Source organism: Aeromicrobium sp. MLTX1 (genome assembly GCF_046452335.1).
Classification (GTDB): Bacteria; Actinomycetota; Actinomycetes; order Propionibacteriales; family Nocardioidaceae; genus Aeromicrobium.
This window is the reverse complement of the sequence record NZ_JBKFDN010000001.1, coordinates 2,084,543-2,101,601: the sequence shown is the minus strand read 5'-3', so window position 1 is coordinate 2,101,601 and position 17,059 is coordinate 2,084,543. Positions and strand designations below refer to the sequence as shown.

At 71.5% G+C, this 17,059-nt stretch carries 17 protein-coding genes and 1 tRNA gene; 4 read left to right on the top strand and 14 right to left on the bottom strand.

Annotated features, from left to right (window positions below; all coding sequences use genetic code 11):
* Position 1: 1 nt before the first annotated feature.
* Both ACK99Q_RS10220 and ACK99Q_RS10215 read right to left on the bottom strand, forming a co-directional pair.
* On the bottom strand, positions 2-2,107 hold the full coding sequence (locus ACK99Q_RS10220; RefSeq protein WP_410186004.1) for a RecQ family ATP-dependent DNA helicase: 2,106 nt from the start codon (positions 2,105-2,107) through the stop codon (positions 2-4).
* A gap of 47 nt (positions 2,108-2,154) precedes the next feature.
* Positions 2,155-2,484 (bottom strand): TfoX/Sxy family protein, encoded by a 330-nt coding sequence (locus tag ACK99Q_RS10215; RefSeq protein ID WP_410186003.1) that lies wholly within the window; start codon positions 2,482-2,484, stop codon positions 2,155-2,157.
* A gap of 70 nt (positions 2,485-2,554) precedes the next feature.
* On the opposite strand from ACK99Q_RS10215, the gene ACK99Q_RS10210 reads away from it, so the two are divergent.
* On the top strand, positions 2,555-3,241 hold the full coding sequence (locus ACK99Q_RS10210) for a HEAT repeat domain-containing protein (RefSeq protein WP_410186002.1): 687 nt from the start codon (positions 2,555-2,557) through the stop codon (positions 3,239-3,241).
* Positions 3,242-3,287: 46 nt separating this feature from the next.
* On the opposite strand, the gene ACK99Q_RS10205 is transcribed toward ACK99Q_RS10210, so the two are convergent.
* From ACK99Q_RS10205 to ACK99Q_RS10180, 6 genes are all read right to left on the bottom strand, one after another.
* On the bottom strand, positions 3,288-3,866 hold the full coding sequence (locus ACK99Q_RS10205) for a CueP family metal-binding protein (protein WP_410186001.1): 579 nt from the start codon (positions 3,864-3,866) through the stop codon (positions 3,288-3,290).
* A complete protein-coding gene (locus tag ACK99Q_RS10200) occupies positions 3,863-4,459 on the bottom strand; it encodes a DUF305 domain-containing protein (RefSeq protein ID WP_410186000.1) in 597 nt (198 codons plus the stop codon). The genes ACK99Q_RS10205 and ACK99Q_RS10200 overlap by 4 nt, the downstream gene beginning before the upstream one ends.
* A 95-nt stretch (positions 4,460-4,554) precedes the next feature.
* Positions 4,555-4,980: a DUF6153 family protein gene (locus ACK99Q_RS10195; protein WP_410185999.1), complete on the bottom strand. Its 426-nt coding sequence runs from the start codon at positions 4,978-4,980 to the stop codon at positions 4,555-4,557.
* Positions 4,981-5,036: 56 nt separating this feature from the next.
* Positions 5,037-5,110: transfer RNA gene (locus tag ACK99Q_RS10190), tRNA-Val, on the bottom strand.
* A 180-nt stretch (positions 5,111-5,290) separates the two neighbouring features.
* On the bottom strand, positions 5,291-5,749 hold the full coding sequence (locus tag ACK99Q_RS10185; protein ID WP_410185998.1) for a peroxiredoxin: 459 nt from the start codon (positions 5,747-5,749) through the stop codon (positions 5,291-5,293).
* A gap of 2 nt (positions 5,750-5,751) precedes the next feature.
* Positions 5,752-6,138, bottom strand: a complete 387-nt coding sequence (locus ACK99Q_RS10180; protein WP_410185997.1) for a DUF3052 domain-containing protein — start codon at positions 6,136-6,138, stop codon at positions 5,752-5,754.
* 117 nt (positions 6,139-6,255) lie between these two features.
* On the opposite strand from ACK99Q_RS10180, the gene aceE reads away from it, so the two are divergent.
* Both aceE and ACK99Q_RS10170 read left to right on the top strand, forming a co-directional pair.
* Positions 6,256-9,015 carry a pyruvate dehydrogenase (acetyl-transferring), homodimeric type gene (gene aceE, locus ACK99Q_RS10175; RefSeq protein WP_410185996.1) on the top strand — a complete coding sequence of 920 codons (2,760 nt, stop codon included), beginning with the start codon at positions 6,256-6,258 and terminating at the stop codon, positions 9,013-9,015.
* 57 nt (positions 9,016-9,072) lie between these two features.
* The gene (locus tag ACK99Q_RS10170) at positions 9,073-10,161 is read left to right on the top strand and encodes a phosphatase PAP2 family protein (protein WP_410185995.1); all 1,089 of its coding nucleotides are present in this window, start codon (positions 9,073-9,075) and stop codon (positions 10,159-10,161) included.
* On the opposite strand, the gene ACK99Q_RS10165 is transcribed toward ACK99Q_RS10170, so the two are convergent.
* Positions 10,095-11,069 carry an alpha/beta fold hydrolase gene (locus ACK99Q_RS10165; protein ID WP_410185994.1) on the bottom strand — a complete coding sequence of 325 codons (975 nt, stop codon included), beginning with the start codon at positions 11,067-11,069 and terminating at the stop codon, positions 10,095-10,097. The genes ACK99Q_RS10170 and ACK99Q_RS10165 overlap by 67 nt on opposite strands.
* A 60-nt stretch (positions 11,070-11,129) precedes the next feature.
* Here ACK99Q_RS10165 and ACK99Q_RS10160 point away from each other — a divergent pair, with 60 nt between their 5' ends.
* Positions 11,130-11,642 carry a hypothetical protein gene (locus ACK99Q_RS10160; RefSeq protein ID WP_410185993.1) on the top strand — a complete coding sequence of 171 codons (513 nt, stop codon included), beginning with the start codon at positions 11,130-11,132 and terminating at the stop codon, positions 11,640-11,642.
* Positions 11,643-11,662: 20 nt separating this feature from the next.
* Here the strand turns inward: ACK99Q_RS10160 and ACK99Q_RS10155 are convergent, their stop codons facing one another.
* From ACK99Q_RS10155 to ACK99Q_RS10135, 5 genes are all read right to left on the bottom strand, one after another.
* Positions 11,663-12,190, bottom strand: coding sequence for a DUF3145 domain-containing protein (locus tag ACK99Q_RS10155; RefSeq protein WP_410185992.1), 528 nt, complete (start codon positions 12,188-12,190; stop codon positions 11,663-11,665).
* A 97-nt stretch (positions 12,191-12,287) separates the two neighbouring features.
* Complete coding sequence (locus ACK99Q_RS10150) at positions 12,288-12,734, bottom strand: hypothetical protein (RefSeq protein WP_410185991.1); 447 nt, start codon at positions 12,732-12,734, stop codon at positions 12,288-12,290.
* 22 nt (positions 12,735-12,756) lie between these two features.
* Positions 12,757-13,740 carry an HTTM domain-containing protein gene (locus ACK99Q_RS10145; RefSeq protein WP_410185990.1) on the bottom strand — a complete coding sequence of 328 codons (984 nt, stop codon included), beginning with the start codon at positions 13,738-13,740 and terminating at the stop codon, positions 12,757-12,759.
* Positions 13,737-14,507, bottom strand: coding sequence for a DUF5819 family protein (locus ACK99Q_RS10140; RefSeq protein ID WP_410185989.1), 771 nt, complete (start codon positions 14,505-14,507; stop codon positions 13,737-13,739). Before ACK99Q_RS10140 ends, ACK99Q_RS10145 begins: the two co-directional genes overlap by 4 nt.
* 83 nt (positions 14,508-14,590) lie before the next feature.
* Complete coding sequence (locus ACK99Q_RS10135; RefSeq protein ID WP_410185988.1) at positions 14,591-16,867, bottom strand: choice-of-anchor G family protein; 2,277 nt, start codon at positions 16,865-16,867, stop codon at positions 14,591-14,593.
* Positions 16,868-17,059 lie beyond the last annotated feature (192 nt).

The following is a 17,059-nucleotide window of genomic DNA, read 5'->3' as shown; positions in this document are numbered from 1 at the left end:
GTCAGGCCACCGTCGCCAGCGCGAAGGGCAGCACGGCGGTCGCTCCGGCCCGCCTCAGCTCGCGGGCCGCCACCGTGGTCGTCCACCGGCTGTCGACGAGGTCGTCGACGAGCAGGACGGGCCCGTCGACCTCGCGCAGCCGCGCGGCCAGCTCAGCGCCGACCGCGAACCGTCCCCACACCGACGCGAGCCGGAAAGCACTGTTGCCGCCGGTCTCGGCCCGCGGGATGTGGGGGTCGAGGTCGAGCGTACCGAGCAGCGGCATCCGCCCCAGCCGCGCGATCGTCTCGGCCGTGGACGACACGAGCGTGGGACGGGTGACGGACGGCATCGCGACGACGGCGACGGGTCGCTGCTCCCACGGCCAGTCGCGCAGCGCGCGGACGGCGGCGCCGACGAGCGGCTCGGGGATCGGCTGGTCGGGCGCCCCCGCGGCGAACAGCTCGCGCAGCGCGCCACCCCAGCCGAGGTCGGTGAGTCGCGCGATGACGCGTCCGGTCTCGGCCCGCTCGTCCGCCGCGATCCGACCCTTGACGTCGACGCCGCGGCGATCGGCGCCGGTGGGCCACTGGCCCCGCGGCTCGATCGGGACGCCGACCCGGTCGAGCGCCTCGGTGGCGCGCCCGACAGTGGCCTCGGGGACGTCGGTCGGGTACCAGGAGCCCGTGCACACGTCGCACCGGCCGCACCGGGTGGCCGACGGGTCGTTCAGGTCGCGCTGGAGCAGCTCCATCCGGCACGTCTCGCCGCGCTCGTACGTGAGCATCGCCTGCTGCTCGTGCTCGCGCGCGGCCGCGATCCGCTGGTAACGCTCGGCGTCGTAGGTCCAGGGCTGTCCGGTGGCGATCCAGCCGCCTCGCACCTTGCGGACGGCGCCGTCCACGTCGAGCACCTTCAGCAGCAGCTCGAGCTGGGTGCGCTTGACGTCGACGAGGGCCTCCAGCGCCGGCGTGGAGATCGGCTCGGAGCCCAGCTGGCCGATGACGCGGTCGGCCCGCTCGGGATCGGGCATCGAGGCGGTGGCGAAGTAGCGCCAGATCTCGCGGTCCTCGGTGCCCGGGAGCAGCAGCACGTCGGCCCGGTCGGTGGCGCGGCCGGCGCGGCCGACCTGCTGGTAGTACGCCACGGGCGACGACGGAGCTCCGAGGTGGACCACGAAGCCGAGGTCGGGCTTGTCGAAGCCCATGCCGAGCGCGCTCGTGGCCACGAGCGCCTTCACCCGGTTGTCCTTGAGCGCCTGCTCGAGCTCCTCGCGCTCGGACGGATCGGTGCGACCGGTGTAGGCGCGCACCTCGTACCCGGCCTCGCGCAGGAGGCGTGCGGTGTCCTCGGCCGCCGAGACGGTGAGCGCGTAGATGATCCCGCTGCCGGTGAGGTCGCCCAGGTGCGCGACGAGCCAGCCGAGCCGCTGCTTGGCGGTGGGCAGCGTGAGCGAGCCGAGGCGCAGGGAGTCGCGCGCGAGGGACCCGCGCAGCGTGAGCACGTCGCCACCGAGCTGCTCGGCGACGTCGGCCACGACCCGCGCGTTCGCCGTGGCCGTGGTGGCCAGCACGGGCACGTGCGAGCCCAGGGACTCGATCACGTGGGCCAGCCGGCGGTAGTCGGGCCGGAAGTCATGGCCCCAGTCGGAGATGCAGTGCGCCTCGTCGACCACGAGCAGCCCCATCCGGTCGAGCAGTCGCGGCAGCTGCTGCTCGCGGAACGTGGGGTTGTTCAGGCGCTCGGGCGAGACCAGCAGCACGTCGATCGTGTCGTTCGCCAGGCGCGACACGACGTCGTCCCACTCCTCGACGGTGGCCGAGTTGATCGCGGCGGCGCGCACGCCCGCGCGCTCGGCCGCGGCGACCTGGTCGCGCATCAGCGCCAGCAGCGGCGACACCAGCACCGTGGGCCCGGCGCCGCGGGCGCGCAGCAGCGCGGTGGCCACGAAGTAGACCGCCGACTTGCCCCAGCCCGTGCGCTGGACGACGAGCGCGCGACGCTGCTGGTCCACCAGCGCGGCGATCGCCTCGAGCTGACCCTCGTGGAAGGTCGCGTCGGGGCGGCCGGTGAGGGCGCGCAGGCGTTCGAGGGCCTCTTCGGCCGTGGTCGTGGCGATCGACGTCATGCACCGATCGTGTCAGGCTCCGCCGACAACGCCTCCGGACCGCTGCGTCAGCGGCCCGCGGCGGCCAGCGCGACGGCCAGCCAGGACCGCAGGTGGTCGTCCGAGGCGACCCCCTCCGACCGCACCGAGAGCCACCCGTCGCCCATCACGCGTCCGTTCCGCATCGCGGCGGGCTCCGCGCCCGGACGACCGAGCGCCTCCGCCCGCGCCGCCGGGTCGACCCGCACGAGCAGGCTCCCGTCGCGACGCGCAGCCACCGTGAGCGCCTCCTCCACCATGAAGGACAGCCCGCCGAACATGGTGACCTCGCGGGTCACCCGCCCCGCGAGCTCGTGGCGGACCCGGCGCGCCAGCGCCTCCTGCGGCGACTCGGTCATGGCCCGACCCTCCCACGCGGACACGCGAACGGGAATCCCCGCGAACCCGGCTGCGGCTACGTTCGGGTCCGTGACCGACGTGAGCCAGTGGCGCGAGGCCCTCGATGGCCTTGATCCGCCGGAGTGGCCGGAGTACGTAGAGGGGCGCTCGGGGCTGCCCGGTCCCCGCGCGAACCTCGCGCTCGTGGGGTTCGTGGCCCAGCACGCCGACGCCGCCACGGTCCAGGAACTGCTGACCGACGGGCGCGAGTACCCCGTCATGTGCGCGGCCGCCGCCGTCGGTCGCCGGTCGTCGGATCCGTCGGCCGAGGCTGCGGCTCGCGCGCTCGCCGACGACGAGCGCTGGCGCGTGCGCGAGGGCGTGGCGATCGGGCTCCAGTTGCTCGGCGACACCGACCCGGGTGCGTGGCGCTCGATCGCGTCTCGCTGGGTCGACGACCCGAGTCCGCTCGTCCAGCGCGCCGCCGTCGCCGCGATCTGCGAGCCGCGGCTGCTCCGCACGAGCGAGGCCGCTGCCGCGGCCGTCGACGTCTGTGCGCGGGCGACCCGTCACCTCACGTCGCTGCCGTCGGACGAGGCGCGCCGGCCCGACGCGCGGACCCTGCGCCAGGCGCTGGGCTACGGCTGGAGCGTCGCGGTGGCGGCCGATCCCGGGGTGGGCCTCGGCCAGTTCCTCGCCCTCGACACCGAGCATCCCGACGTCGCGTGGATCGTCCGGGAGAACCGCCGCAAGAAGCGGCTGTCGACCCTCCTGTAGGCCCGCAGTGGGGCGCCCGGTCGCCCGGGCGCCCCACGTCGGTGCCTCAGGTCAGGCGGAGCGTCGTGACGCAGGTGGCGTCCTGGTGGCCGCGCGTCGACACCGGCACGGTGCCCCTGCTGCCCTCGTGCTCGAGCGTGAGCGTCCCGCGGACCCCGCGCGGCACCCACAGTCCGACGAAGCCGTTGTCGAACGTCGACCGCGTCTCGCTGAGCAAGACCTCGCCGTCGGCCGCGGTGAGCTCGACGCGCAGCGACGCATTCGCGAGCTCGCCGAGGCACGTGGTGAGGCTGTGGAAGTGGCAGTCGTGCGTGTCGCGACGGTAGGGCGCGACCGACACGTAGACCTCGTCCCGCGGCATCGGCAGCTCCACCTCCCGCCGCCCTTCGCTGAGCACGAGGACGTCGGGACGCACCGAGGCCGCGAGCTCTGCCGGACGATCCTGCACGGGCATCGCGTCGAGGCGGTCGATGACCTCGCGCGCCGAGAGCCCGTCCAGGTCGTACCGGGCCAGGAACGCGTCATCGACGCCATCGGACTTCTCGCCACCGGCGCCGGAGCACCCGGCGATCGCGAGGAGGCACGCGACCAGCAGGACGAGGGCGCCTCGCCACCGCGCGGTCACGACTGCTCCAGGAGGTCGTTCATCCGCTCGATCTCCAGCAGCTGGGTGGCGACGATCGAGCCCGCCAGGCCCACCGCGTCCGGGTGACGCCCGTCGGCGACCTCGGTGCGCGCCATGTCGATCGCGCCCTCGTGATGCTCGATCATCTGCTCGAGGAACAGCCGCGACGCGCGGTCGCCCTCGGCGTCCTCGAGCGCGGCCATGTCCTGCTCGTCCATCATCCCGGCGCCGTGGCCACCGCCGTGCGACGCGCCGGCGGTCGGGGCGTCCCAGTCAGCGAGCCAGCCGCGCAGCTGCTCGATCTCGGGTGCCTGGGCCTGCTTGATCTCCTCGGCCAGCGCGCGGACCCGCGGATCGATCCCGTCCTTGGCGAGGACCACGTCGCTCATCTCGATCGCCTGCTCGTGGTGCGGGATCATCATCGTCGCGAACATCACGTCCGCCTCGTTGGCGTCCGCGCTCTCGGTCTGCGCGCCCGCCGAGCCGTGACCGCGGTGGTCGGCTCCGGGCTCGCGTGCATCGTCCGAGCAGCCGCCGAGGGTCAGCGCCGCGAGGAGGGCCAGTGCCGCGGGCGCGGCAGTACGTCGTCTCATGTCTTCTCCGTGTTCGTGAGGGTGTCGGCACGCGCCGTCGTCGGCGCGGCTCGGGCGGGAGGCCCCGTGACGGGTGTCGTCAGGGGCCCGACCCATCACGTTCGGCTGATGCAGAGGACGTGGAGCGAGGGTGCTCGGGACAGGACAGGGAGCGCGATGTCGAGCCGCGCGGGCACGGTCCACGCGCGATGGAGCCACGACGGGAGCAGGCGCGGGAGCGCGAGGACCAGCAGGACGAGCAGGAGCGCCAGGACGCAGGCCATGGCCATGCCCAAGTGGCCGCCGACGGCGCACTCGACGCAACTCGTCGGGCTCTCGGCGGTCGGCACGACGGCGTCGGCCGCGACGTGCTCCCCCACGTCGTGCGCGACGTGCGCGACGGCGGGAGCCTGCGCGGCGCGGGTACCGTGGAGGTTGAGCGTGTGCATGCCCAGCAGGCCGACGATCACGCCTGCGACGAGCAATCCGCCGAGCAGCACGTACCGGATGCGACCCCGGCTCCTCACCGCCTCGACGGACATGCGGCCAGTGTAGGTCGGCCGGCGGTCACGACGAGCGGCCGGCGACCGGGGCGCGGTGGGCGAAGAGGGGCTCGAACCCCCGACCTTCCGGGTGTAAACCGGATGCTCTGACCAGCTGAGCTATTCGCCCCCTCGGCACGAGGAAGTGCAGGAGAACCGTAACGCAAGCGGCTCGCGTCCCGCCCCGGCACAGAAAAGCCGCGCCGCCGGGGTCTCGGGTCCCCGGCGGCGCGGTAGTTCCATCAAACCAGATCGGCATGGCCGGCGTGAGTGATTTCCACGCGTTCTGGCCTGAAAGTTTGCTGTGGGATTACCCCAGTGACGCAAGTGCCTCACGGTACGCAGAGAGATCACGAGCCTCGCCGATTCCGTTCTCCACCTTCCAGCGCACGATCCCCTCGCGATCGATCACGTAGGTGCCTCGGGCGGCGGCCCCGGCCTTCTCCTGGAAGATGCCGTAGGCCTTTGACACGGCGCCGTGCGGCCAGAAGTCGCTCAGCAGGCTGAAGTCGTAGCCGTCCTGCTCGGCGTAGGCGCGCAGGCTGAACATGTGGTCGCACGAGATCGCCAGGACCTCGGCGTCGACGTCGTTGAAGATCGCGAAGTTGTCGCGGATCTCGCACAGCTCGCCGGTGCAGATGCCGCTGAACGCGAAGGGGTAGAACAGCACGACCACGTTGCGGCCGCGCAGGCTCGACAGCGTGACGTCCTCGCCGTGCTGGTTCTTGAGGGTGAAGTCCGGTGCGGGCGACCCGATCTCGATGCTCACGGTCACCTCTTGTGCGTGGAGAGCTTGGTGGCGACCCAGTTCGGGCCGACGGAGGACGTCGTGGTGATGGACAGGCCCGCGATGGGGGCGGCCTCACCGATGTCGGCGCCCGAGACGTGTCCCTCGTGGCCGACCTTGGGGGTCAGGAGCCAGACGAATCCGCCTTCGGCGACGTCCTGCGTCGCGTCGACGAGGGCGTCGGTCAGATCGCCGTCCTCCTCGCGCCACCACAGGATCACGCCATCGACGACCTCGCCGATGTCGCCGTCCACCAGCTCGCTGCCCGTGTGGGACTCGATGGCGGAGCGGAACTCCTCGTCGGTGTCCTCGTCCCAGCCGAGCTCCTGGATGACGGAGTCAGGTTCGAAGCCCAGCTTCCCCGCGTCCACCGCACCTCCTTCTTCCCTACTGTCCAGTAGGGCGTATCGGTTCCTTGCCGGACTCACACTAGCGAACTCCGGGTGGTTTGATGGAAGGGTCCATCCCGACACCCCAGGGAGTGCACCATGGCCTCATCCGGCCCCGACCGCCCCATCATCCACGGGGGCATGCCCACACAGCTGCCCGACGTGGACCCCGACGAGACGCAGGACTGGCTCCGCTCACTCGACCAGATGGTCGACGAGCGTGGGCGCGACCGCGCCCGCTACGTCATGCTGCGCATGCTCGAGAGGTCCCGCGAGCGGGCCGTCGGCATGCCGGCGCTGCGCAGCACCGACTTCATCAACACCATCCCGCCCGAGCGCGAGCCCGAGTTCCCCGGCGACGAGGACATCGAGCGCCGCATCCGCTCGTACATCCGCTGGAACGCCGCGGTCATGGTGTCGCGCGCGAACCGCCCCGGCCTCGGCGTCGGCGGCCACATCGCCACCTACCAGTCGGCGGCCAGCCTCTACGAGGTCGGCTTCAACCACTTCTTCCGGGGCAAGGAGCACCCCGGCGGCGGCGACCAGATCTACTACCAGGGTCACGCCGCCCCCGGCATCTACGCCCGCTCCTTCCTCGAGGGCCGCTTCGACGAGTCCGCCCTCAACAACTTCCGCCAGGAGAAGTCGCAGGGCGAGGGGAAGGGCCTGCCGTCCTACCCGCACCCGCGTCTCATGAGCGACTACTGGGAGTTCCCCACCGTCTCGATGGGCCTCGCGGCGATCAACTCGATCTACCAGGCGCGCTTCAACCGCTACCTGGAGAACCGCGGCATCAAGGACACCAGCGAGCAGCACGTCTGGACGTTCCTGGGCGACGGCGAGATGGGCGAGCCCGAGTCGCTCGGCGCGATCGGCCTCGCCGCGCGCGAGCAGCTCGACAACCTCACCTTCGTCGTCAACTGCAACCTCCAGCAGCTCGACGGCCCGGTCCGCGGCAACGGCAAGGTCATCCAGGAGCTGGAGTCCTTCTTCCTCGGCGCCGGCTGGAACGTGATCAAGGTCGTGTGGGGACGCGAGTGGGACGACCTGCTCGCCCGCGACACCACGGGCGCGCTCGTCAACCAGATGAACCGCGTGCCCGACGGCGAGTTCCAGACCCTCTCGATCGAGACCGGCGCGTACAACCGCGAGCACTTCTTCGGTCCCGACCCGGAGCTGGCCAAGATCGTGGAGCACCTCTCGGACGAGGACATCGAGAAGCTCCCGCGCGGCGGTCACGACTACCGCAAGGTCTACGCGGCGTTCGAGTCCGCCCGCAAGCACAAGGGCCAGCCGACCGTGATCCTGGCCCACACGATCAAGGGCTGGCTGCTCGAGTCGTTCATGGCGCGCAACGCGACGCACCAGATGAAGAAGCTGACGAACGACGACCTCAAGACGTTCCGCGACCGGCTGCGCATCCCGATCACCGATGAGCAGATCGACTCCCCCGACGGCGCCCCGTACTACCACCCGGGCCCCGACCACGAGGACATCCGGTACATGCTCGAGCGCCGAAGCGAGCTCGGCGGCTCGCTGCCGTCGCGCATCGTCCGCGCCAAGCCGCTCACGCTCCCGGAGGAAGGCGCGTACGCCGACCTGCGCAAGGGCTCGGGCAAGCAGCAGATCGCCACGACGATGGCGTTCGTGCGCCTGCTGCGCGAGTTCATGAAGGACAAGCAGATCGGCCAGCGGATCGTCCCGATCGCACCGGACGAGTACCGCACGTTCGGCATGGACTCGATGTTCCCGTCGGCGAAGATCTACAGCCCGCACGGCCAGACCTACGAGTCGGTCGACCGCAAGCTGCTGCTGGCGTACAAGGAGAGCGAGCAGGGCCAGCTCCTGCACGAGGGCATCAGCGAGGCCGGCGCCGCCGCCTCGGCGATCGCCGCCGGCAGCGCGTACGCGACGCACGGCGAGCCGATGATCCCGGTCTACCTCTTCTACTCGATGTTCGGCTTCCAGCGCACGGGCGACTCGTTCTGGGCGATGGCCGACCAGCTCTCGCGCGGCTTCCTCGTGGGCGCCACGGCGGGTCGCACGACGCTCACCGGCGAGGGCCTGCAGCACGCCGACGGCCACTCCCCGCTCATCGCGCGCACCAACCCGGCGGTCGTCCACTACGACCCCGCGTACGCGTTCGAGATCGCGCACATCATGCGCGACGGCCTGCGCCGGATGTACGGCGACTCCGACAACGGCGGCAGCGGCTTCGGCGAGGACGTCATCTACTACCTGACGGTCTACAACGAGCCGATCAACCAGCCGGCCGAGCCGGAGGGCGTCGACGTCGAGGGCATCCTCAAGGGCGCCTACCGCTACGCCGCGTCCCCGATCGAGGGCGACGCACCTGCGCGCATCCTCGCCTCGGGCGTCTCGGTGCCGTGGGCCCTGCAGGCCCAGGCCACGCTGGCCGAGGAGTACGGCGTCGCCGCCGAGGTCTGGTCGGTCACGTCCTGGAACGAGCTGGCCCGCGAGGCCGAGGCCGCGGAGCGGTGGAACTTCAACCACCTCGCCGAGGAGCCCCGGACGCCGTGGATCACCACGAAGCTCGGCGAGGGCGGCCCGACGATCGCCGTCAGCGACTACATGCGCGCCGTGCCCGACCAGATCTCGCGCTGGGTGCCCGGCACGTGGACCTCGCTGGGCGCCGACGGCTTCGGCTTCGCCGACACCCGCGCGGGTGCCCGCCGGTACTTCCAGATCGACGCCGAGTCGATCGTGGTCTCGGTGCTGGCGTCGCTCGGACGCGAGGGTCGGATCGACGCGAAGGTCGCCCAGGAGGCGTTCGACTCCCTGCGCATCGACGATCCCACCGCCGTTGCAGGCGTGAAGCAGGAGGGCGCCGACGCCTGACCCGTTCGGCAGGATGCCTCAGGGTGCTCTCAGCGAGGGCGCCGTAGACTGGTGCGCATGCTCAGACGATGGTGGGACGTGCTGCGCGCGTGGCCGTACACCTTCGGGGTCGCCCTCGCGGCCGGAATCGGCATCACGGCGATCGTGCTGTCGGCCCAGCTGGGCATCGCCCTGAAGGACCCCGAGGGCTTCCTCGGTCCGGCGTACGTCCGCCTCCCCGTCATGGGTCTGGCGTTCTTCGCCCTGGGCATCCTGCCGGCCGCGATCCGACGCTCCGGGTGGCGTCACGCGTTCCGCGGCGCCCGCGAGATCGTGCGCGACGAGTGGACCTGGGGTCGTGTCGCGCACATCGCGACCGGCCTGCTGACGTTCTACATCTGCTACGTCGCCTACCGGAACATCAAGGGCTTCCTGCCCGTCCTGCGCGAGGGCGTCAACTTCGACACGATGCTGTCGCGCTGGGACTACTGGCTGATGTTCGGCAACCACCCCGCCGACGTCATGCACAGCCTGCTGGGCACGGGCATCTCGGCGCAGGTGCTGGCCACGGTCTACGTCAGCTACCTCATGCTGATCCCGATCACGCTGGCCGCGTTCCTCGTGCTGAACCGCGACTACACGCTCGGCGCCTGGTACGCCACGGCACTCTCGCTGAACTGGGTGCTCGGCACCGCGAGCTACTACATCTTCCCGTCGCTGGGCCCGACGTACTCGAACGCGACCCTGTTCGACGACCTGCCCACCACGGGCGTCACCCAGCTACAGGAGTCGCTGTTCATCAACGCGGCGCAGAACTACGAGGACCCCACCGGCGCGCCCATCTGGGGCATCGCGGCGTTCGCCTCGCTGCACGTCTCGGTGACCTTCACCGCGGTGCTGTTCTTCCAGCGCACCGACCAGCCGCGCTACCTGCAGATCACGGCCTGGGTCTACTTCGTCCTCACGGTGATCGCCACGATCTACTTCGGCTGGCACTTCATCGCCGACGACATCGCCGGCGCCTTCATCGGCTGGCTCGCGGTGGCGCTGGGCGGCTGGGCCACGGGCAACGGGTTCTGGCACCAGAGGCACCACAAGCTTCAGCTGACCGCGGAGGGCGACTCCGACCCGGCGTCCGACAGCGACACGCTGGCCAACCCGGCCTGATCGCCACGGCGCAGCAGCGCGCGCCACTTGCCCCGGTGGTACTGCGCGGGCGCCTGGATCCGGCAGAAGTCGACCACGAGCCGGGCGAACTCCTCCGGGTGGTCCTTGTGCGGGAAGTGTCCCGAGTCCTCGAACACGTGCACGTGGGAGTTCTCCATCAGCGGCAGCCGCTGGGCGTGCGCGACGGGGATGACGCGGTCGTCGCGTCCCCAGACCACCAGCAGCGGCATGAGCCGGGTCAGGTAGGCGCGGTCGGCCATCGTGACGAACTGGCCGTTCATGTCGAGGACCGTGCGGGTGAGACGACGGATCGCCAGGGTCGTGGCGGGGTCGGCAAGCCGCTCGTAGATCGCGGCCACCTCGTCGAGGTCGCGCGCCGCGGGAACGCGTGAGAGCGCCCTCAGGGCGCCGCTGGCGACGCCACGCCACGGCTTGAGCGTGGCCAGGCGCATGCCCAGCCCGACGCCCGGCAGCGTGAGCGCGCGGATCAGCGGGGTGACCTCGGGCCCCAGTCCCCCGCTGGACACCAGCACGACGCGCTCGGTGCGCTCGGGGAACTGGTAGGCGAACTGCATCGCGACGCCACCGCCGAAGCTGTGACCGGCGACGGTGACCTTGTCGATCCCCAGGATCGTCAGCAGGTCGCGCATGCCGTTGGCGAAGCCGCCGAGCGAGTAGTCGGCGTTCGGCTTGTCGGACTCGCCGTGGCCGAGCAGGTCGGGGGCGATGACGGTGAAGTGCTCCGCGAGCAGGTCCATCACCGGGAACCAGGTGCTGGAGTCGCAGGCCATGCCGTGCAGGAGCAGCAGCGGCGGGCCCGATCCACGCATCCGATACGCGCGGCGGTAGCCGTGGACCACGACGTACTCGACGTCGTCCACCACTCCGCGATCGGGGGGCAGCACCATTCGCTCATCGTAGGTCAGGTCATCGCGGGATTCTCGGAGAAGCCCCGTAGACTTCCGGCTGTGACGTCTCGACCTGACCTGCGGCACCCGGCCGCGCGCGCCTTCGGCTGGCTCGCGCTCATCGGCGTGGCGCTGGGCGTCGGGATCGGACTGTTCTCCGCCGGCGCGCTGACGGCCACGGGCGTCACCTCGGCCGACCTCCCGCCGCTGGCGGCTCCCACGAGCGAGCCCACCACGGCGCCCACGCCGACCCCGACCCCCACGCCGGAGCCCGAGCCCGAGGACGAGGGCCCCCAGCCCAAGCTGACGCCCGTCCCGGGCAACCGCGCCGCCCCCGGCGAGCGCTTCGACATCACCGGCGTGCTGCCGACGGCCGACAAGGGCGCCCAGCTGCAGATCCAGGTCAAGGACGGCGACGGGCCGTGGGACGACTTCCCGGTCACCGTCGCGGCCACCGACGGCGGGCGCTTCGAGACGAAGATCTACACGTCGCGCACCGGTGAGCGGAAGTTCCGCGTCACCGACAAGGCGTCGGGCGACTCCACGCCCGACATCACCGTCACCATCGGCTGAGCCGGCTCACGCCACCGGGCTCAGATCACCTGGTGCAGCCAGCGCACGGGTGCGCCCTCGCCCGCCTGACGGAAGGGCTCGAGCTCGGCGTCCCACTTGACGCCCAGCAGGCCGTCGAGGGCCTCGTCCATCGTGATGTCGCCCTGCGCCGCCTTGACACGGAACGCCTTGATGCGGTCCTCGGGGATCAGCACGTCGCCGTGCAGGCCGGTCATGGCGTGGAAGATGCCCAGGCTGGGCGTGAACGAGTAGCGAGCACCCTCGCTGGTGGCGGTGGGCTCCTCGGTGATCTCGAAGCGGAGGAGGTCCCAGCCGCGCAGCACGGACGTGAGCGCGGCGGCGGTGCCCGACGGCGCCTGCCACGAGAGCTCGGCGCGGTAGGTGCCCGGCTCGGCGGGCTGCGGGGTCCACGCGAGGTCGACCTTGCCGCCCAGCACGCCGGCCGCCGCCCACTCGATGTGGGCACACAGAGCCGAGGGTGAGGAGTGCACGAAAAGGACACCCCGGGTCGTCGGGGTGCCGGTCCGGACCGTATTCACCGTGTTCATCGGTACCTCCCTAGGTGCGCCTTCCCCAGCGATCTCGGGTGATACCTGTCCTCATTGTGACCCATCCCGAGCCCTTCCGACAAGCGATGCCCGTCCCTCACGGCGCCGCACCCGTCACCTCGCGGACGTCGGCGACCCCCGCGGCGCGCAGCAGGTCGACGATCTCACGGTCGTCCTCCCACGCCTCCACCACGGTCAGCCCGTCCGACGCGATGTCGCGCAGCAGCTCGGTCTTGACCACGGTCGCGGGCCGGAAGTCGGCCGCCAGGCGCATGTAGAGGCCGTCGTGGGCGATGCCGTGCCGGTCGAGCCAGTCGAGCGTCAGGTCGCGCCACAGGAACTCCCGGCCGGTCCAGAGCACGATCGCCAGGCCTCTCCCCCGCGCGTCGTCCAGCGCGGCACGCACGTCGGCACGGGTGGGCGCGTCGGCCGACGCGGCGTGGAAGGCGCGGTAGTCGGCGTCGGGCCCGTTCACGAGGTGCTCGATCCGCGCGGTGTCGCACAGCGTGCCGTCGAGATCGAACAGGGCGGCCTCACGGGTCATGGGGCCATCCTGTCAGCGGCGGTCAGCGCACCGGAGCCGCCGCACGGGGGCGCGTCGGATTCTCAGCCGGTCGCCGGACGCCGTCCCGCAGGCGGCGGGCCCGGGCCCGGAGCCCGACCCACGTGGAGTCGCGGACGAAGAGCAGGTCCAGCCCGATCATCGCCAGCGAGAAGGGCCACAGGCCCATCAGCGTCGCGACGCCGAGGTGCATGAGCACGAGGGTGACGAGCACGGCGATCCGCGTCGGCCGCCACAGCACCGCCAGCGGGAACAGCGTCTGCGCCCAGAGCGCCACGAACGTGGCCAGTCCGATCGCCACGGACGACTGCCACAGCAGCTCGTTCGCGATCGGCTGGACGGCGAAGGCGTCGAGGCGCAGCGCGTAGAACAGCGCCGTCCCGTCGAGCCACTCCCCTCCCGAGAGCTTCCAGAAGCCCGACACGACGTACACGACGAGGATCTGGAACCAGCACAGCACGAGGCCGACGTTGTGCGCGGCGTTGGCGACGTGGGCGGGCACCCGGCGTCGACGCGCGCGCCCCCGCCGGAGCCGTGCGTCGACCGAGAGGTGGGCGTCCAGGTTCGCGAACAGCATGAACAGCAGCGCCAGCCGGATGAGGGTGTCGCCGCCGTTGAGCACGTAGGGGTTGTTCGCCTGCAGCGACACCAGCAGCACCAGCATGACCGGCAGGACGATCCGGGTCCGCAGGCCGATCGTGAACAGCACGGCCAGCAGGACGAGGCCGAAGAACGCGACGTCGAACAGCAGTGGCGAGTCCTTGGGCATGAGGAGGTCGAACGTGACGAAGCCGCGTCGCCTCGCCTCGGGGTCGACCCAGAAGGAGGCGTCGCCCCAGAGCAGCCCACGGTCGCGGGCGCTGGGCACGAGGGTCATCAGGATCGCGACGCCGAGCAGGATCCGCAGGAGCGCGAAGCTGCGCAGGTGGTGCTGCGCCGAGGTCAGCCAGGCCAGCAGGTCGTCGAAGCGGGAGCCGAGGGTCGTCATGCGGCCTCCTGGAAGACCCAGCCCGCACCGTGGCGCCGGATCAGGTCGCGGTACGCCTCGACGACGCGCGGCTCGACGCTGACGTTCGCCTGGCGCCAGCCGAACGTGGTGGTCGCGGTGCGGAACTGCTGCTGCTCCACGAACCGGTTGGCGAAGTCGTTCGGGCGCTGGCGCACCACGCGCCACTGAACGCGCTCGATGCGCTGTCCGAAGCCGGCCGTGGCGTACATCGTGGCGTTCCGCATCATCATGTAGTCCATGCGCAGGAAGCGGATGACGTCCGGGTCCCCTGCCCCGAGCCGATCGATGAGCTCAGCGTCGGGCACGGGGCGGAAGCCTCCGTCGTGGGCCTCCACGAACGAGTCCCGGGCTGTCTCGCGCTGGATCTCGTCCAAGGCCTGGTAGCGCTGGAGATAGGTGCTCGAGGCGTTCCAGCTGCTCTTCGCGATGCGCGACGGCACCACGTGGCCGGTGACGGCCCGCAGCTCGATGTCGGTGACCGACACCCAGTCGGAGCGCACGAGGTCACCGGAGTCGTCGCGCCACTGGGCGCGGATCTCGAGGGTGCGGTTGGTCTTGAGGATGTTCGGGGCGAACACGCGCCAGTTCTGCCCGAAGTACGGCAGGACGAGGGATCGCACCTGGTCCCGCAGCGGCGTGCCCTCGGGCGCCACGACCAGGGCGGTCGTCATCATGACGACCGCGGTGACGATCACCGCCACGATCCCGGTCCGCCGGACCGGGTCGGCGGCCTTGACTGACTTCACGAGTCCTCCTGGTGGTGGGCCGGGCGGGAGGACGGGCCGGGAGCGCCTGGGAACGCCCCCGGCCCGTCAGCACGGGTGGCCGGTCAGGCCTTGCCGCGGCGGCGCGACAGCACCATCGCGGTGACACCCAGCGCGACGAGGAAGATCGCGCCTGCCACGGAGAGCAGCGAGGAAGTACTGCCCGTGGCCGCCAGCGTGCCCGTGCCGTCGACGCCGCTGCCGCTCGCGCTGTCGAGCGCGTCGGTGCTGTCGGCGTCGTCGTTCTCGAACGCGTCGGCGCCGAGGGCGTCGTCCGCGTCGGCGCCGGCGTCCGTCGCATCAGTGTCGGTGGCGTCGGCATCGGCGCTCACGTCGGCGTCGGCTCCGGCATCGGCGGCATCCGTCGCGTCCGTCGCACCGGCGTCGGTGCCGTCGGTCGCGTCCGTGGCGTCGGTCGCGTCCGTGGCGTCGGTCGCGTCCGTGGCGTCGGTCGCATCCGTGGCGTCGGTCGCGTCGGTCGCATCCGTGGCGTCCGTTGCGTCGGTCGCGTCCGTGGCATCCGTTGCGTCGGTCGCGTCGGTCGCGTCGGTCGCGTCGGTCGCGTCGGTCGCGTCCGTTGCGTCGGTCGCATCCGCGTCGGTCGCGTCGGTCGCGTCCGTTGCGTCGGTCGCATCCGCGTCGGTCGCGTCGGTCGCGTCAGTGGCGTCCGTCGCATCCGCATCGGTCGCGTCCGTGGCGTCCGCATCAGTCGCATCCGTGGCGTCGGTCGCGTCGGCGTCCACGGCATCCGCGTCCACCGCGTCGGCGTCGACGGCATCCGCGTCGGCGTCGTCCTCGTCGAGGGCGCGCACCGATGCCGAGCCGAGCTCGATGTCCACGTCGGCGATCTCCGGCAGCACGCTGATCGACAGGGCGCGGACCGTGAAGCTGCCGGCGCCGAGGTCACCGGTGCCGTTGAAGGGCGCCGCGGTGGGCTGCGCGTTGATCCGCGCGTCGACGACCTGCTCCAGCAGCGGCTCGAGGGCGTCGTCGAGCAGCTCGGTGACGAGCGGCTCGAGCGCCGTGGTCACCGTCGGCTGGATGTCGGCGAGCACCTCGTCGACGGCCGGCTCCAGCGGCGCTCCGAGGTCGCCGACCAGTCCGGTCAACGCCGTCGTGATCGGCGTCAGGATCCCGCCGAGGTCGATGCCGAGGAGCTCGAGCCCGCTGACGTCGACCGTCGGCTCGGCCGCGCCGGCCTCCCCCAGGAACCCTCCGAGCGTGCCGTTGATCGAGACCGGTGCCGTGGCGCCCAGCGGCGCCGTGACGTCGATGGCGACGTCGAGCTCGGCGTCGTAGACACCGTCGGTCACCACGTCGACGACCTTGGAGACGAGCGAGTCCGGACCCGGACCGACGAGAGCGTCGGAGACGCCGTCGAGCACCGCGTTCACGACCGGGCCGCTGAGGACCTCGGTGTTCGGGGGCAGCTCGTTGAGGTCCTCGACGCCGGCGGCGTCGATGATGATCTGTGCGAGGTCGACCGTGATGGTCCCGTCGGCGAGGTTGACCGAGACGGAGCCCTCCGCGTTCGACAGCGGCTCGCTCAGCAGCTCGGTGCGCACGGAGTCGACCACCGACTGCGTGTCGATCGAGAGCGAGCCGAGCTCGGCAGAGACCAGCGGCAGGGCGTCGATGGTCTCCACGACGTCGCCGACGGCGGTCTCGACCGCTCCTCCGGCACCGAGCAGGTCCACGAGGGGCTGCAGCGTCGCGCCGACCGCGGTGTCCACGTCGGTCGTCAGGGCCTCGACGAGCGGGCTGTCGACGTTGAGCTCCAGGTCCGAGACGGCGTACTCGCTCGTCACGGCCGGGCCGTCCTTCGCGGCACGGGCGCCGAGCGCACCGATCTCGAGCGAGGCACCGCTCACGAGCTCCTCGACGGCCTCGGCGCCGATGACCTGACCCAGCAGTCGCGTGACGTCCAGCTGGGCCGGCTCGAAGTCCCCGCCGGCGTCGGTGTCGACGTTCAGCGAGCCGTCCTCGTTGATGATGCCCGAGGAGGCGACGGCCTCGGTCGAGCTGGGCGTGGCGGACCGGCTGGAGATCGTGCCGAGGTCACCGAGGTAGAGCAGGCCGTCCCCGCCCTCTGTCGGGGTGATGAGCGGCAGGCTCACCGTGCCGAGGTTGAGGTCCACGAGTCCCTCGAGCACGGTGGCGTCGAGGTCGTCGACGGTCGGCCCCGGGTCGGTGTCGGTGCTCGCGATCGAGCGGGCCGCGCCGGCCACGTCGAGGCCGAGACCTTCCACGAACAGGCCGTGGCCATGGGCCGCGGCGTCGCCCGCGATGACGACGTCGTCGGCCAGGGCGGAGCTGAGAAGTGCCGTGGGCGCGATGACCACGGCGGCCGCCGTGCCGATCGCTACGGCGCGGGCACGAGTCAGAAGGCCACGAGACCTTCGGCTGTGTTCGTTCAAGGGTTCCCTCGATTCGCTGCATCGCCGCACGGAGCCTCCGCGCGGGCTGGTGATCCAGGAGGCGCCTTCCACCTCCCCCGATTTCTTGGACGTTAGGAGCAGTTCCGGCCGCGAGCC